At 55.7% G+C, this 16,846-nt stretch carries 10 protein-coding genes; 7 read left to right on the forward strand and 3 right to left on the reverse strand.

Going from position 1 to position 16,846, the window contains the following annotated elements:
- Positions 1–264: 264 nt before the first annotated feature.
- Positions 265–993, reverse strand: coding sequence for a bifunctional 2-polyprenyl-6-hydroxyphenol methylase/3-demethylubiquinol 3-O-methyltransferase UbiG (gene ubiG / locus IM313_RS17870; RefSeq protein ID WP_020690665.1), 729 nt, complete (start codon positions 991–993; stop codon positions 265–267).
- Positions 994–1,139: 146 nt separating this feature from the next.
- Here ubiG and gyrA point away from each other — a divergent pair, with 146 nt between their 5' ends.
- Positions 1,140–3,776 (forward strand): DNA topoisomerase (ATP-hydrolyzing) subunit A, encoded by a 2,637-nt coding sequence (gene gyrA / locus IM313_RS17875; RefSeq protein ID WP_028013903.1) that lies wholly within the window; start codon positions 1,140–1,142, stop codon positions 3,774–3,776.
- Positions 3,777–3,910: 134 nt separating this feature from the next.
- On the forward strand, positions 3,911–6,757 hold the full coding sequence (gene rcsC / locus IM313_RS17880; RefSeq protein ID WP_047367976.1) for a two-component system sensor histidine kinase RcsC: 2,847 nt from the start codon (positions 3,911–3,913) through the stop codon (positions 6,755–6,757).
- 112 nt (positions 6,758–6,869) lie between these two features.
- Here rcsC and rcsB read toward each other — a convergent pair whose 3' ends face one another.
- Both rcsB and rcsD read right to left on the reverse strand, forming a co-directional pair.
- Positions 6,870–7,520 carry a response regulator transcription factor RcsB gene (rcsB, locus tag IM313_RS17885; protein WP_006176468.1) on the reverse strand — a complete coding sequence of 217 codons (651 nt, stop codon included), beginning with the start codon at positions 7,518–7,520 and terminating at the stop codon, positions 6,870–6,872.
- A gap of 16 nt (positions 7,521–7,536) precedes the next feature.
- A complete protein-coding gene (rcsD, locus tag IM313_RS17890; protein ID WP_047363050.1) occupies positions 7,537–10,209 on the reverse strand; it encodes a phosphotransferase RcsD in 2,673 nt (890 codons plus the stop codon).
- Positions 10,210–10,952: 743 nt separating this feature from the next.
- Between rcsD and IM313_RS17895 the strand changes: the two genes are divergently transcribed.
- The 5 genes from IM313_RS17895 to IM313_RS17915 all read left to right on the forward strand — a co-directional run bounded on the left by IM313_RS17895 (position 10,953) and on the right by IM313_RS17915 (position 16,735).
- Positions 10,953–12,065, forward strand: a complete 1,113-nt coding sequence (locus tag IM313_RS17895; protein ID WP_028013899.1) for a porin OmpC — start codon at positions 10,953–10,955, stop codon at positions 12,063–12,065.
- Between the two features lie 114 nt (positions 12,066–12,179).
- Positions 12,180–13,235, forward strand: a complete 1,056-nt coding sequence (gene apbE / locus IM313_RS17900; protein WP_192971276.1) for an FAD:protein FMN transferase ApbE — start codon at positions 12,180–12,182, stop codon at positions 13,233–13,235.
- A gap of 72 nt (positions 13,236–13,307) precedes the next feature.
- Complete coding sequence (ada, locus tag IM313_RS17905) at positions 13,308–14,366, forward strand: bifunctional DNA-binding transcriptional regulator/O6-methylguanine-DNA methyltransferase Ada (protein WP_192971379.1); 1,059 nt, start codon at positions 13,308–13,310, stop codon at positions 14,364–14,366.
- Positions 14,366–15,022 carry a DNA oxidative demethylase AlkB gene (alkB, locus tag IM313_RS17910; RefSeq protein WP_041908975.1) on the forward strand — a complete coding sequence of 219 codons (657 nt, stop codon included), beginning with the start codon at positions 14,366–14,368 and terminating at the stop codon, positions 15,020–15,022. The genes ada and alkB overlap by 1 nt, the downstream gene beginning before the upstream one ends.
- A gap of 69 nt (positions 15,023–15,091) precedes the next feature.
- Positions 15,092–16,735: a multidrug ABC transporter permease/ATP-binding protein gene (locus IM313_RS17915; protein WP_192971277.1), complete on the forward strand. Its 1,644-nt coding sequence runs from the start codon at positions 15,092–15,094 to the stop codon at positions 16,733–16,735.
- Positions 16,736–16,846: the final 111 nt, after the last annotated feature.

Genomic DNA, 16,846 nt, shown 5'->3' on the forward strand with positions numbered 1-16,846 from the left:
TACATATAGGGGGTTTGCGATAAGAAAAACGCTATATGGTGAGTATTCTAGTATCGAATCTTTTCAGCACAAGGGTTGATTTTGAGGTTAAATTGAGGTTGTGAAAGGGTAAAAAAGCTTAAGTCCTCGTACTGTAAGGCCTGGAAGAGATGTCAATAATTAAGAAAAAAAATTCAAAATTTGATCGAGTGCTGATTTCTTCAACGGGCGGTCAGAATTGCGCAACATGATGTCGCGCAATCTTTATAAGAATAACGAATGACGTTAGTCGTTTTTGGCGGTTGTGTGCAACATATAGTTAACATCCACGCCCGGTGCGAGTTTGAATTTATCCGTTAGCGGGTTGTAGTGCAGGCCCGTGATGTGCTGCTCCTTAAGCCACGTCTGGTCAACCCAGCCCAGCAGTTCGGCAGGCTTGATAAACTTCTTCACGTCGTGGGTCCCTTTCGGCACCATGCGCAGCACATATTCTGCGCCGACCACGGCCATCAGCCAGGCTTTACCGTTGCGGTTAATTGTCGAGAAGAAGACCTGGCCGCCCGGCTTCACCAGTTTTGCACAGGCGTTTACCACGGACTGCGGATCCGGAACGTGCTCCAGCATCTCCATGCAGGTCACCACATCGTACTGGTGAGCATGTTTTGCCGCGTGCTCTTCCACGGTTTCCTGCACATATTCCACCTGTATACCGGACTCCAGCGCATGAAGACGGGCAACCTGTAGAGGCTCGAAGCCCATGTCCAGGCCGGTGACGGTGGCCCCTTCGCGCGCCATGCTCTCCGCCAGGATGCCGCCGCCGCAGCCGACGTCGAGCACTTTCTTACCGAACAGACCGCCGGAACGCTCCGCGATATAGCCCAGACGCAGCGGGTTAATGCGATGCAGCGGTTTGAACTCACCTTCGAGATCCCACCAGCGGGACGCCACCGCTTCAAATTTGGCAATCTCTTCGTGGTCAACGTTGTGTGCCACCGGGGATTTTTCGGCATTCATGGGCGCTTTTACTCCTTATTTAGCAAGACAAATGAGTATATCAGGCAATCCCTGTGAATAAAGCGTATAGGTTTACCTGTATCACCGCGGCTGTGTTATAATTTGCGACCTTTGAATCCGGGATACAGTAGAGGGATAGCGGTTAGATGAGCGACCTTGCGAGAGAAATTACACCGGTTAACATCGAGGAAGAGCTGAAAAGCTCCTATCTGGACTATGCGATGTCGGTCATTGTTGGCCGTGCGCTGCCGGACGTCCGCGATGGCCTGAAGCCGGTACACCGTCGCGTACTATACGCCATGAACGTATTGGGCAATGACTGGAATAAAGCCTACAAAAAATCTGCCCGTGTCGTTGGTGACGTAATCGGTAAATACCATCCCCATGGTGATTCCGCGGTGTACGACACCATTGTCCGTATGGCGCAGCCGTTCTCGCTGCGTTACATGCTGGTAGATGGTCAGGGTAACTTTGGTTCTATCGACGGCGACTCCGCCGCGGCAATGCGTTATACGGAAATCCGTCTGGCGAAGATTGCCCATGAGCTGATGGCCGACCTGGAAAAAGAGACGGTTGATTTCGTTGATAACTACGACGGCACGGAAAAAATTCCTGACGTCATGCCAACGAAGATCCCTAACCTGCTGGTGAACGGCTCGTCCGGTATCGCCGTGGGTATGGCGACCAACATTCCGCCGCACAACATCACGGAAGTGATCAACGGCTGCCTGGCCTATATCGACGATGAAGACATCAGCATTGAAGGGCTGATGGAACACATCCCGGGCCCGGACTTCCCGACGGCGGCGATCATCAACGGTCGTCGCGGCATTGAAGAAGCGTACCGCACCGGTCGCGGCAAGATTTACATCCGTGCCCGCGCCGAAGTGGAAGCGGACGCCAAAACCGGCCGTGAAACTATCATTGTTCACGAGATCCCGTATCAGGTGAACAAAGCGCGTCTGATTGAAAAAATCGCCGAGCTGGTAAAAGAAAAACGCGTTGAAGGCATCAGCGCGCTGCGTGACGAGTCTGACAAAGACGGTATGCGCATCGTGATTGAAATCAAGCGCGACGCGGTGGGTGAGGTTGTCCTGAACAACCTGTACTCCCAGACTCAGCTTCAGGTCTCCTTCGGTATCAACATGGTTGCGCTGCACCATGGTCAGCCGAAGATCATGAACCTGAAAGAGATCCTGAGCGCGTTCGTGCGTCACCGCCGCGAAGTGGTGACCCGTCGTACCATCTTCGAACTGCGCAAAGCGCGCGATCGCGCTCATATCCTTGAAGCGCTGGCGGTTGCGCTGGCGAACATCGACCCGATCATCGAGCTGATCCGCCGTGCGCCGACGCCGGCAGAAGCGAAAGCGTCGCTGGTTGCGCGTCCGTGGGATCTGGGCAACGTGGCGGCGATGCTGGAACGTGCGGGCGACGACGCCGCGCGTCCTGAGTGGCTCGAGCCTGAATTCGGCGTGCGTGACGGTCAGTACTACCTGACTGAACAGCAGGCCCAGGCGATTCTGGATCTGCGCCTGCAGAAGCTGACCGGCCTTGAGCATGAAAAACTGCTCGACGAGTACAAAGAGCTGCTGGAGCAAATTGCTGAGCTGCTGCACATCCTGGGTAGCGCCGAGCGCCTGATGGAAGTGATCCGCGAAGAGCTGGAGCTGGTCCGCGATCAGTTCGGCGACGAGCGCCGCACCGAAATCACCGCCAACAGCTCTGATATCAACATTGAAGATCTGATCAACCGCGAAGACGTGGTAGTGACCCTGTCTCACCAGGGCTACGTGAAGTATCAGCCGTTGACCGACTACGAAGCACAGCGTCGTGGCGGTAAAGGTAAATCTGCGGCACGTATTAAAGAAGAAGACTTCATTGACCGTCTGCTGGTGGCCAACACCCACGACACGATCCTCTGCTTCTCCAGCCGTGGCCGTCTGTACTGGATGAAGGTCTATCAGCTGCCGGAAGCGAGCCGTGGCGCGCGCGGTCGTCCAATCGTCAACCTGCTGCCGCTGGAAGCGAACGAACGTATCACCGCCATCCTGCCGGTACGCGAGTACGAAGAGGGCGTGAACGTCTTTATGGCGACCGCCAGCGGTACCGTGAAGAAAACCGCACTGACCGAGTTCAGCCGTCCACGTTCCGCCGGGATTATCGCGGTGAACCTGAACGAAGGCGACGAGCTGATCGGTGTGGATCTGACCTCCGGTTCTGATGAAGTGATGCTGTTCTCTGCGGCCGGTAAAGTGGTGCGCTTCAAAGAGAACGCCGTGCGCGCAATGGGTCGTACGGCGACCGGCGTGCGCGGTATTAAGCTGGCGGGTGAAGACTCCGTTGTTTCCCTGATCGTTCCACGTGGCGAAGGCGCAATCCTGACCGTCACCCAGAACGGCTACGGTAAACGTACGGCGGAAAGCGAATACCCGACCAAGTCACGCGGCACGCAGGGCGTTATCTCCATCAAGGTCACCGAGCGCAACGGGTCCGTTGTGGGCGCGGTGCAGGTGGACGATGCCGACCAGATTATGATGATCACCGATGCCGGTACGCTGGTGCGTACGCGCGTATCCGAGATCAGCGTGGTGGGCCGTAACACCCAGGGCGTTATCCTCATCCGTACGGCGGAAGATGAAAACGTGGTCGGTCTGCAGCGCGTTGCTGAGCCGGTGGACGACGAAGAGCTCGATTCCATCGACGGCAGCGTCGCGGAAGGTGATGATGAAATCGCACCGGAAGCAGAGAGCGACGACGACGCAGCGGATGACGCTGACGAGTAATCTCTTCTGACGCATAAAGGGCCGGATTCCGGCCCTTTTCTTTTGCAGATGCAGATACGTGAACGTTGCGACAAGCCGCGTTTACCGCTACCTTAACCACATTCTTTTGACCCCGACGGCGGAGCCTCGCCCCTTTGAAATACCTCGTCTCCTTTCGTACCACGCTGAAAGTTTCTCGCTATCTGTTCCGGGCGCTGGCGCTCCTGCTTTGGCTGCTGGTGGCCTTGCTGTCGGTGTTTTACATCGTCAATGCGCTGAACCAGAAAGAAGCGGAGATCCGCCAGGAGTTTAATTTAAGCTCCGATCAGGCCCAGCGCTACATTCAGCGAACGTCTGACGTGATGAAGGAGCTGAAGTATATTGCCGAAAATCGGCTGACGGCAGAAAACGGTATCCTTGCCCTGCGCGGGCGCAATGACAAAACCGAAGTGCCGGACTTCCAGCCGCTGTTCCCGGACTCTGATTGCTCCACCATGAGCAGCACCTGGCGCGGGTCGCTGGAATCTCTCGCCTGGTTTATGCGCTACTGGCGCGACAACTTCTCCGCCGCTTACGATCTCAACCGCGTATTCCTGATTGGCAGTGAAAACCTCTGCATGGCTGACTTTGGCCTGCGCGATGTGCCCGTCGAGCGCGATGATGCGCTGAAAAGCCTGCACGAGCGTATTGTGAAATATCGCAATGCGCCGCAGGACGAGCGCGGGAACAACATCTTCTGGATTAGCCAGGGGCCGCGCATGGGCGTGGGCTATTTCTACGCGCTGACGCCGGTCTACCTGGGCAATCGTCTGCAGGCGCTGCTGGGGATTGAGCAGACCATCCGCATGGAAAACTTCTTCACGCCGGGCAGCCTGCCGATGGGCGTGACCATTCTGGATGAAAACGGGCATCAGCTGATCTCTCTCGCCGGGCCGGATAAAAGTTTGAACGTCGATCCGCACTGGATGCAGGAACGCTCATGGTTTGGCTACACCTCCGGCTTCCGCGAGCTGGTGCTGAAAAAAAGCCTGCCGCCATCGTCGCTGAGCATTGTTTACTCGCTGCCGGTGGATATGGTCCTTGAGCGGATACGCATTCTTATTATGAATGCGATCCTGCTGAACCTGCTGGTGGGTGGGGCGCTGTTTACGCTGGCGCGGATGTATGAGCGGAGAATCTTTATTCCCGCCGAAAGTGACGCCCAGCGTCTGGAGGAGCACGAGCAGTTCAACCGCAAGATTGTCGCTTCGGCTCCGGTGGGGATCTGCATTCTTCGTACCCAGGACGGGACCAACATCCTGAGTAACGAGCTGGCGCACAACTACCTGAACATGCTGACGCACGAGGACCGGCAAAGGCTGACGCAAATCATCTGCGGCCAGCAGGTGAACTTTGTCGACGTACTCACCAGCACCCACACTAACCTGCAGATCAGCTTTGTTCATTCCCGCTATCGCAATGAAAACGTAGCGATTTGCGTGCTGGTGGATGTCTCCGCGCGCGTGAAGATGGAAGAGTCGCTGCAGGAGATGGCGCAGGCCGCGGAGCAGGCCAGCCAGTCGAAATCCATGTTCCTGGCTACCGTCAGTCACGAGCTGCGTACGCCGCTGTACGGGATTATCGGTAACCTCGATCTGCTGCAGACGAAGGAATTGCCGAAAGGCGTCGACCGGCTGGTAACGGCGATGAACAACTCCTCCAGCCTGCTGCTGAAGATCATCAGCGATATTCTCGACTTCTCTAAAATTGAGTCTGAGCAGCTGAAAATCGAGCCGCGTGAGTTTTCGCCGCGTGAGGTCATGAACCACATAAGCGCCAACTATCTGCCGCTGGTGGTGCGTAAACAGCTGGGGCTCTACTGCTTCATTGAACCGGACGTGCCGCTGACGCTGCACGGCGACCCGATGCGCCTGCAGCAGGTCATCTCTAACCTGCTCAGCAATGCCATCAAATTCACCGATATTGGCTGCATTGTGCTACACGTCTGCCGGGCGGGAGATTATCTCAGCATCCGCGTGCGCGACACGGGGGTGGGCATACCGGCCAAGGAGGTGGTGCGTCTGTTCGACCCGTTCTTCCAGGTCGGCACCGGCGTGCAGCGTAACTTCCAGGGCACCGGTCTGGGGCTGGCGATTTGCGAGAAGCTCGTCAGCATGATGGACGGCGACATTTCCGTGGATACCGAGCCCGGCATGGGCAGCCAGTTCACGATCCGCATTCCGCTCTATTCCGCGCAGTATCCGGCAAAAGCCACGGTTGACGGGCTGAACGATAAGCGCTGCTGGCTGGCGGTCAATAATGCCTCTCTGAATGACTATCTGACGGCGCTGCTCGCCCATAGCGGCGTGAGGGTCTGCCGCTATGAAGGCCAGACGCCGGACGTGGACGATGTGCTCATCGCCGACGAGATGCCGGAACAGCCGTGGCAGGGGAGAGGAACGGTGCTCTTCTGCCGTCGCCACATTGGCATACCGGTTGAACGTGCGCCGGGGGAATGGGTGCACAGCGTCGCAACGCCGCATGAGCTGTTGAGCCTGCTGGCCCGTATCTATAAAGTTGAGCTGGAAGAGAACGACGGTGCAGTCGCGCTGCCGTCACCGGAAGGTCTGGCGTCAGTGAATGACGATATGATGATTCTGGTGGTGGATGACCATCCGATTAACCGCCGCCTGCTGGCTGACCAGCTCGGATCGCTGGGCTATCAGTGCAAAACCGCCAATGACGGCGTGGATGCGCTGAATGTGCTGAGTAAAAATCATATTGATATCGTGCTGAGCGACGTCAACATGCCTAACATGGACGGCTACCGGCTGACGCAGCGCATCCGACAGCTTGGCCTGACGCTGCCGGTCGTGGGCGTAACGGCGAACGCGCTGGCGGAAGAGAAACAGCGCTGTCTGGAGTCAGGCATGGACAGCTGCCTGTCGAAACCGGTGACGCTGGACGTGCTCAAACAAACGCTGTCTGTTTATGCGGATCGCGTGAGAAAAACCAGAATATAAAAAAGGCCCGTAAGGGCCTTTTTTATTTGCCCGGCGGCGCTGCGCTTGCGAGTGCCTACGGGTTCTGTAGGCCGGGTAAGCGTGAGCGCCATCCGGCATTTACAGTGGGGGATCAATCCTTATCCGATGCGCTCAGCGTAACGGAGGAGAGATAGTTCAGCAGGGCAATATCGTTGTCCACGCCCAGCTTCATCATTGCTGATTTTTTCTGGCTGCTGATGGTTTTAATGCTGCGGTTCAGCTTCTTGGCAATCTCGGTCACCAGGAAACCTTCGGCGAACAGGCGCAGAACTTCGCTCTCTTTCGGCGACAGGCGTTTGTCACCGTAGCCACCCGCGCTGATTTTTTCCAGCAGACGAGAGACGCTCTCAGGCGTGAACTTCTTGCCTTTCTGCAGCGCAGCCAGCGCTTTTGGCAGATCGGTCGGGGCGCCTTGCTTCAGCACAATCCCTTCGATATCCAGATCCAGCACGGCGCTCAGGATCGCCGGGTTGTTGTTCATGGTCAGAACAATAATCGAGATGTCCGGGAAGTGACGTTTAATATATTTGATGAGCGTGATCCCATCACCGTATTTGTCTCCAGGCATAGAGAGATCGGTAATGAGCACGTGCGCATCAAGCTTTGGGAGGTTATTGATCAGTGCTGTAGAGTCTTCAAATTCACCGACTACATTCACCCACTCGATCTGTTCAAGTGATTTGCGAATACCGAACAGTACAATCGGATGGTCATCGGCAATAATTACGTTCATATTGTTCATGTATAAGGCTACCTTGCTACAGCAAGCTTTTGACGTAGGCGTCAATGTCGCTGATGTATTTTTCAATGCCAGAGGCATCTTTCTCACGAATTAGATGTTCCAGCGTTTCACATAACTGCTTGCCGGGAACCAGATTAAGCATGGCAAACACCCCTTTAAGCCGGTGTGCTGTCTGTGCCAGCGCTGCAAAATCATTCGCAGCGGACTCAGTATACAACCGCTTCACATCATCTGGTACTGTATCAACAAAGAGGGAATAGTATCCGCTGGCGTGAAGCTCGGCATTTTCATTACCGCCTAACGGGGATTCCGTTATCTCTTCCTGCGCCAGCTGCTCTTCTATTAGTTGTAGTACAGCTTCCTGCATCGCATTGCTTATATTAAAGTTGACGCGCAGCTGGCCAGGGCCGATTTTCCGCACGCGTGACTCATCATCGCTTAAAAGCAAGCCCGAGGCAGTAAGATTAGACGGATTATCAGTTAAAAACAGATCAAATTCTTGACTTGCCAGCCTTTCATCCGGCGTGATGCAGGCCGCGCCCCAGTTTTCGAGCTGACGAACCACAATATTGCGGATCTCGTTTGAGGTCACATCCACCATCACCACGACGTCATCCAGCAGGCGTTCTTCATCTTCTTCCTGCGGATTGGCGGCCATTTTCACGTGGAGAGAGTAACGGGTGCCGAGCGATTCACGGGCCTTGATATTCAGATGGCCGCCGAGCTTACGCGCCAGCTGATCGCACAGCCAGAAGGTCAGGGCGTTAGCCTTGCCGTAATGATCGCTTTGCGTGTCATTCAGGAACGGGAAGTGCAGATTATCAATTTCACTCGCCGTCACGCCTTCCCCGGTGTCCAGAATGCGGAACGTCAGGCGATCTTCCGCCGACTCGTCGGTGCTCACTTCAAGGGTGATCTTGCCGATTTGCGTGGTGGTCACGGCGTACTGAATAATCATCAGCAGAATACGACGCAGCGCCTCGCGGTCGCCGTGACGTTCGTCATTGGCGGGTAAATGGTTGTTGATTAGCAGCTGCAGCCCTTTGCGCTTAATTACGGGCAGGACTTCCGGAACCACTTCATCGATCAGATCCTGAATGGAGAAGAGAGAAGGGGTGCCTTTCCAGAAATCATTCTCCAGCATATTTGCCAGCTGGATCTCATCCACCATGCGGACCAGCGAGTCGGCCTGGCAGGCGAGCTGGTGGCTTTCAGACGTGTTTAACGCTGCCGCCTGGGTCGCCAGCGTTTTTAACGGCTGCTTGAAGGCATCGCCAATATTCTGCATGAATGCCGCGCGCCCCTGCTGGTTCTTCTCATACAGCCTTTGCGCCTGCTTGAGCTTTTTATTCACCAGCACTTCGCGATCCTGATCGCGAATGATGAAGATTTGCGTACGCGGTGCCACCTGGCTGCGGAACTGACGGATCTCGTACAGTTCATTGTTAATGGTGGCCTGAATAACCCCCTGGTGCTGATCCGCCATAGTGGTGATGTTTTGCAGGTTAAGGTGCGGCAGCAGATGGTCAGCAATTTTATTGCTCATCACCGTGCGATTCGCTTCCTGATCGTGAACTAACACCCCTAGCGGTAGCACGGAGACAATCTCTTCATTGAGCGCGCGCAATACGCGCAGCTCGTTGGTGTTGCCTGCGGAGACCGCAGACGCGTCGCTCTGGCGTCCCGGCTGGAAGCGGAATGTGCTGTAGCCAAACAGGGCCAGCGCCAGCAGACCAATATTCAGCAGCAGCGGCAGCAGAATATTTTGCAGGGTATCAAGCAGTAGCGTGCCGAACGGTACCTGCCACACCAGACGCATGCCGGTTGAGTTCAGCGACGAGGCAATTTCAATTTTCGAGCCGTTAAAGGAGATGGTGACGCTCTCTGCGGCCTCTTTGTCGGACGCCGCACGCATGTTCTGGGTGCTGCTGTCCGGCTCCAGACGGAAGCTGTCGAGCGGCATATCCGGCGGGATCAAATCATTAATGGGTAAATCGAAGGCCACGACCGTCGCCAGATGACCCGGCTGGTTAAAGGTGGTACGCAGGGTAAAATAGTGACCATTCTGCCAGGCCAGCCGGCGCAGCGATGAGAAGCTCTCACGTTCATCAAGGGCGTTGGCCTGCTGCAGCATTTCTGCCCGGCGGGAGTCGACAATGCTGCCGACCGTCGTCTCTTTAAATCCGGAAGAGAGATCTTTTAACGGCAGCGTCGAAATCAGGATCATGCTGTTGTCCTGACCGTTCAGATAGTACATCGACCACGGCACCGTTTCGGCGCCCCAGAGGGTATCCAGGTAGGTCGAAATACGCTGCGTCATCTCAAGGGTCGCGCTGTCGTGAGAGCCAAAGATAAGCGCTTCAGTCTTACGCTGCGGTTTTTCGAGATAGTAGACATCCTGCTTCAGCCGCGTCTCCTGAAGCCCATCTCCGGATGAGCTGGCAGGCGCTGCCGCAATGTTGTCGTAAATCTGCCAGGTGGCGTAGCGCCAGGTATCAATGCGCTTGTGTACGGCGTGGGTAATATCCACCACCTGATAGCTCTTATCCTTCAGCCAGGCGTTAACCGCGCTCTGCACCATCACGCCCATTGTGACTAACAGCACCACGATCAAAAGAAGAAAGAAACGGGTGATGCTTCCGGGCAGGAGGGAGAATTTGCTCTGGGCGGTAGTTTCAGTCTGACTCATTGATATCTTTAACCCGTGATGGTCGTGCTCTGTGGCGATAGGGCAGTATAAAGGGTAATAACTGAATTTCCAGCGCCACTGTCCTTCAACAAGCGACTTTTTCGATGACCCGTGCGAGAGAGGAAGTACGCCTTAAATGTGTACAAGCACATAGTGCATGTACAAATAAAAAATGAATTTAGTCAGAAAATAGCACGAATTAACAAGAAATTAAGTTTTGAGCGAATTTTTCCGTTATGTACAGGGGCGAGCGTGAATTTAGTTAATAGTCGTTACAATTACGCGGCGGTAGCACAAAAAAGGAAAAGTTACGTAAAGAAGGGTAAAAAAAAACCGAATGCGATGCATCCGGTTGAATTAGGGATAAACAGACATTCAAAGCTGAATGACGGTAATAAATAAAGTTAATGATGATAGCGAGAGTTATTTTAGAGACTGGAGTCGATCTTGTTTTGTCATTCAGTGCGGTAACGTTTTTTATTTTAACTCTTTGATATGTATTGGGTCATTTTTCGTTTTGATTATAAGTGCTAAATTTCTAAGCTTTTTGTGCTTTGTAAAAGTTCCTTTTCATTTACATTTTGAAACATGTTGATGGATAAATGAAACATCTTCAAAGTTTTCGTATCATATTCGCATTGGATTATTCTGTAATTTTGCGGAGAATGAATTTGCCGACTGGTTAATGAGGGTTAACCAGTAAGCAGTGGCAATTATAAGGCATATAACAGAGGGTTAATAAAATGAAAGTTAAAGTACTGTCCCTCCTGGTACCAGCACTGCTGGTAGCAGGCGCAGCAAATGCGGCCGAAATTTATAATAAAGATGGCAACAAATTAGATCTGTACGGCAAAGTTGATGGTCTGCACTATTTCTCTGACGACAAGAGTGCTGACGGCGACCAGACCTACATGCGTCTTGGCTTCAAAGGCGAAACTCAGGTTAACGATCAGCTGACCGGTTACGGCCAGTGGGAATACCAGATCCAGGGCAACACGACTGAAAGCGATAACCAGTCCTGGACGCGTGTGGCGTTTGCTGGTCTGAAATTCGCTGAAGCGGGCTCTTTCGATTACGGTCGTAACTACGGCGTGATCTACGACGTAACTTCCTGGACTGACGTTCTGCCAGAATTTGGCGGCGATACCTACGGCTCAGACAACTTCCTGCAGTCTCGTGCTAACGGCGTGGCGACCTATCGTAACCAGGACTTCTTTGGTCTGGTGGATGGCCTGAACTTTGCGCTGCAGTATCAGGGTAAAAACGGTAGCGTAAGCGGCGAAAACGTCGGTGGACGCAGCCTGCTAAAACAGAACGGCGACGGCTACGGTGCATCCGTAACCTATAACCTGGGCGAAGGCTTCAGCGTGGGTGGTGCGATGTCCTCCTCCAAACGTACCGCTGACCAGAACGCACCGGGCGTTTACGGTAACGGCGATCACGCAGAAGTCTATTCTGGCGGCCTGAAATATGATGCCAACAACATCTACCTGGCTGCGCAGTACTCTCAGACCTACAACGCAACCCGCTTCGGTACCTCTAACGGCAGCAGCCCGACTACCGCTTACGGTTTTGCTAACAAAGCGCAGAACTTCGAAGTGGTTGCTCAGTACCAGTTCGATTTCGGCCTGCGTCCATCCGTGGCTTACCTGCAGTCCAAAGGTAAAGACATCGAAGGTTACGGCGATCAGGATCTGCTGAAATATGTTGATGTGGGTGCGACTTACTACTTCAACAAAAACATGTCCACCTACGTGGATTACAAAATCAACCTGGTTGATGAAAATGAGTTCACCCGTCAGGCCGGTATCGGCACTGATGATATCGTCGCGCTGGGTCTGGTTTACCAGTTCTAATCGCGTCATCGTGTGACTAAGGGGCCTGAAGGCCCCTTTTTTGTGCTTTTTTTTGGCCTCACAATGCAACCGTTTTGGTGTACTCTTGCCGCCCTGGCATGAGGATAATAATGAATGGACATGACTTTTTTACGCGCCAGCTTTCTGGCTATGCTTTTTTTCCTGACCGCGTGTGACGATTCCGCGCCCGTGGCGAAAACCGATGCACCCGCCGCGACGGTGCTCGAAGGCAAAACGATGGGCACCTTCTGGCGCGTCAGCGTGATGGGCCTGGATAAAACGCGCGCTGATGAACTTCGCGGTAAAATCCAGTCTCAGCTGGACGCCGACGACCAGCTGCTCTCAACCTATAAAAATGACTCGGCGCTGATGCGCTTTAATCTTTCCACCAGTACCTCCCTATGGCCGGTGAGCGAAGCGATGGCCGATATCGTCACCGAATCAATGCGCGTGGGATATAAAACCAATGGCGCGATGGATGTCACCGTCGGGCCTCTGGTCAATCTCTGGGGATTTGGCCCGAACAAACAGCCGGATACCACACCCGATCAGGCGGCCATTGATGATGCCCGCGCCCGGACAGGGCTAAAGCATCTGACGGTGATCAACCAGTACGGCCAGCAGTATCTGCAGAAAGACATCCCCGATCTGTTTGTCGATCTGTCGACGGTAGGTGAAGGTTACGCGGCGGATCACCTTGCCGCGCTGATGACGCAGGAAGGGATATCGCGCTACCTGGTCTCCGTGGGCGGCGCGTTAGTCAGCCGGGGCATGAACGCCAGCGGTAAACCGTGGCGCGTGGCGATTCAAAAACCGACCGATCGGCAAAACGCCGTACAGGCCATTGTGGATATTAACGGGCACGGCATCAGCACTTCCGGGAGCTACCGTAACTATTACGAACTCGAGGGGAAGCGTATTTCGCACGTGATCGATCCGCTGACCGGACGTCCCATCACGCATAACCTGGTCTCGGTGACCGTGATTGCGCCGACTGCGCTGGAAGCCGACGCCTGGGATACCGGATTAATGGTTCTCGGTCCGGAAAAAGCCAAAGAGGTGGTTCGTCAGGAAGGGCTGGCGGTTTATATGATCACTAAAGAGGGCGACGGGTTCAAAACCTGGAGCTCGCCGCAGTTCAACAGCTTCCTGGTGAGCGACAAAAATTAAAAAGCAAGGTTGCGGGTTTTTTATCACTGGCACTCGGGCACGCTAAAGGTATGCTTGTAAGAGGAGCTGATGATGAAAAATCCAACCTATATGAATGATGAGGATCGCTGGCAGGCCGTTCTGGCTCGCGATCCGCGCGCTGACGATCGGTTTGTCTTTGCCGTGCAGACGACGGGGATTTTCTGCCGCCCGTCATGCCGCGCCCGTCACGCGCTGCGTAAAAACGTCTGCTTTTATCCCGATGTCCAGCATGCCGTTCAGGCAGGGTTTCGCCCGTGCAAGCGCTGCATGCCGGACAAACGCGATCCGAATCAGCAAAAGCTGGCGAAAGTGGAGCACGCCTGTCGCCTTCTGGAGCAGGATTCCGCGCTGACGCTTGAAGGTCTGGCGCAGCAGGTCGCCATGAGTCCTTTCCATTTTCACCGGCTGTTTAAGTCCGTCACCGGGATGACGCCAAAAGCCTGGCAGCAGGCGGCGCGGGGGCAGCGTCTGCGCGCGGCGCTTGCGCAGGGAAACAAAATTACCGATGCCGTGCTGGCGGCAGGGTTTCCCGACAGCAGCAGCTATTACCGCAAAGCCAACGATGCGCTGGGCATGACGGCGAAGCAGTACCGCAAAGGCGAGGTGGCGGTGCGTTACGCCATCGGCGACTGTTCGCTGGGACGCTGCCTGGTTGCGGAAAGCGAGCGGGGGATTTGCGCGATACTGCTGGGCGACAACGATACCAAACTGGCAGAAGAATTTGCGACGCTGTTTCCAAACGCGGAGCATGCCCCGCAGGAAGATGCCTTTGCCCAGCGTATCAGCCAGGTCATTGCCAGTATTGATAACCACGCGGTGCCGCTGGCGCTGCCGCTGGATATACGCGGCACCGCGTTCCAGCAGCGGGTCTGGCAGGCCCTTCGTGACATCCCCTGCGGGGAAACGGCCAGCTATCAGCAGGTGGCGAAGGCGATTGGCCAGCCCAACGCGGTGCGTGCCGTCGCCGGTGCGTGTGCGGCAAACAGGCTGGCGATTGTGATCCCTTGTCACCGCGTGGTCCGCAACGACGGCGCGCTGTCGGGCTATCGCTGGGGGGCGGCGCGAAAAGCGCTATTACTGAAACGTGAGGCGAAACGCCGGGAGGGATAATGCTCGATCTTTTTGCGGATGCTGAACCGTGGCAGGAGCCGCTTGCGCCCGGGGCAGTTATCCTGCGCCGCTTTGCACTCTCCCGTGCGGCGGCATTGCTTGCCGGTATTGAAGAGGTCACGGCGGTTTCACCGTTTCGCCATATGGTGACGCCGGGCGGCTACACCATGTCGGTGGCCATGGCCAACTGCGGCGAACTGGGGTGGGCGACAAACGAACGTGGGTATGTGTATGCCCCGAACGATCCCACGACCGGCCGGCCGTGGCCCCCGATGCCGGCAGTTTTTCAGGCGCTCTGCCACGAGGCTGCTGTGGCGGCGGATTATCCTGACTTCCGGCCTGATGCCTGCCTGATTAACCGCTACGCCATCGGTGCGAAGCTCTCCCTGCATCAGGACAAAGATGAGCCCGATCTGCGCGCGCCTATCGTCTCGGTATCGTTGGGTCTGCCCGCCGTCTTCCAGTTTGGCGGATTGCGCCGCAACGATCCGCTCAGGCGCATTATGCTGGAGCACGGCGACGTGGTGGTGTGGGGCAGGGAGTCACGGCTGTACTATCACGGCATTCAGCCCCTGAAGCCCGGGGTTCATCCCCTCACTGGCGAGTACCGCTATAATCTGACTTTCCGTCAGGCGGGATTGAACAAACAAAAATAAGAATTATTCTTGATGTCCGCTCAGGGCAGTTTACACTGCTGGCTGATTTTTATTGTCCGGATTGCCTGCATGCAACTACTTCTTCTTGTCTGGCGTCAGTACCGCTGGCCCTTCATTGCCGTAATGGCCTTAAGCCTTGCCAGCGCGGCGCTGGGTATTGGCCTGATCGCGTTTATAAACGTGCGGCTGATCGAAATGGTCGATACCTCACTCTCGGTTCTGCCGGAGTTTCTCGGCCTGCTGCTGCTGTTGATGGCGGTTACGCTCGGCTCTCAGCTGGCGCTGACCGCGCTCGGCCACCATTTCGTTTTCCGCCTGCGCAGCGAGTTCATCAAGCGGATCCTCGACACGCAGGTTGAGCGCGTGGAGCAGCTCGGCAGCGCCTCCCTGCTGGCGGGGCTGACCAGCGACGTGCGTGCGATTACCATCGCGTTTGTCCGCCTGCCGGAGCTGGTGCAGGGGATCATCCTGACCTTTGGCTCGGCGGCCTATCTCGCCTGGCTTTCGACCAAAATGCTGGCGGTGACCGCGGTGTGGATTGCCATCACCATCTGGGGCGGTTTCATGCTGGTGTCGCGCGTCTATAAACACATGGCGGTCCTGCGCGAAACGGAAGATAAGCTCTATAACGATTACCAGACGGTACTGGAAGGGCGCAAAGAGCTGACCCTCAACCGCGAGCGTGCCGAGCATATCTTCAATAACCTCTATATCCCGGACGCGCGCGAATACCGGCACCACATTATTCGCGCCGATACCTTCCACCTGAGCGCGGTGAACTGGTCCAACATTATGATGCTGGGCGCCATTGGCCTGGTATTCTGGATGGCGAACAGCCTGGGCTGGGCGGACACCAACGTGGCGGCGACCTACTCGCTGACCCTGCTGTTCCTGCGTACGCCGCTGCTCTCGGCCGTCGGCGCATTGCCCACCTTGCTGAGCGCGCAGGTGGCGTTTAACAAGCTTAAGAAGTTCGATCTGGCGCCATTTAAGGCTGAATTCCCGCGCCCGCAGGCCTTCCCGAACTGGCAGACCCTGGAGCTGCGCGACGTGACGTTCCGCTATCAGGACAACGCCTTCTCCGTGGGACCGGTCAACCTGACGATTCACCGCGGCGAACTGCTGTTTCTCATCGGCGGCAACGGTAGCGGAAAATCCACGCTGGCGATGTTGCTCACCGGACTTTACCAGCCGCAGTCGGGCGAGATCCTGCTGGACGGTAAGGCGCTGAGCGCGGAGAAACCCGAGGATTACCGCAAGCTTTTTTCAGCGGTATTCACCGATGTCTGGCTGTTTGACCAGCTGCTGGGGCCGGAAGGGCAGCAGGCCAATCCGGCGCTGGTTGAGAAATGGCTTGCGCAGCTGCAGATGTCGCACAAGCTGGAGCTCCAGGACGGCAAAATCCTGAACCTCAAGCTCTCTAAGGGGCAGAAGAAGCGCGTGGCGCTGCTGCTGGCGCTGGCGGAAGAGCGTGACATCATCCTGCTGGATGAATGGGCGGCGGATCAGGACCCGCACTTCCGTCGCGAGTTTTATCAGGTGCTGCTGCCGCTTATGCAGGAGATGGGCAAGACCATTTTCGCCATCAGCCACGACGATCATTACTTCATTCACGCCGACCGTCTGCTGGAGATGCGCGACGGCAGGCTGAGCGAGCTTACCGGCGACGAGCGCGATGCGGCGTCGCGTGACGCGGTGGCGCGCACGGCCTGATGCCCTCACTCTAACCCTCTCCCACGGGGAGAGGGGATAATCGTGGCCTTAATGCCGCTTTTTTCTCCATCCCGCCTCGCTGTTTATTCTTATTTACATATCCTCGCGCTA

It is taken from the genome of Enterobacter cloacae complex sp. P2B, from assembly GCF_014895985.1.
Classification (GTDB): domain Bacteria; phylum Pseudomonadota; class Gammaproteobacteria; order Enterobacterales; family Enterobacteriaceae; genus Enterobacter; species Enterobacter bugandensis.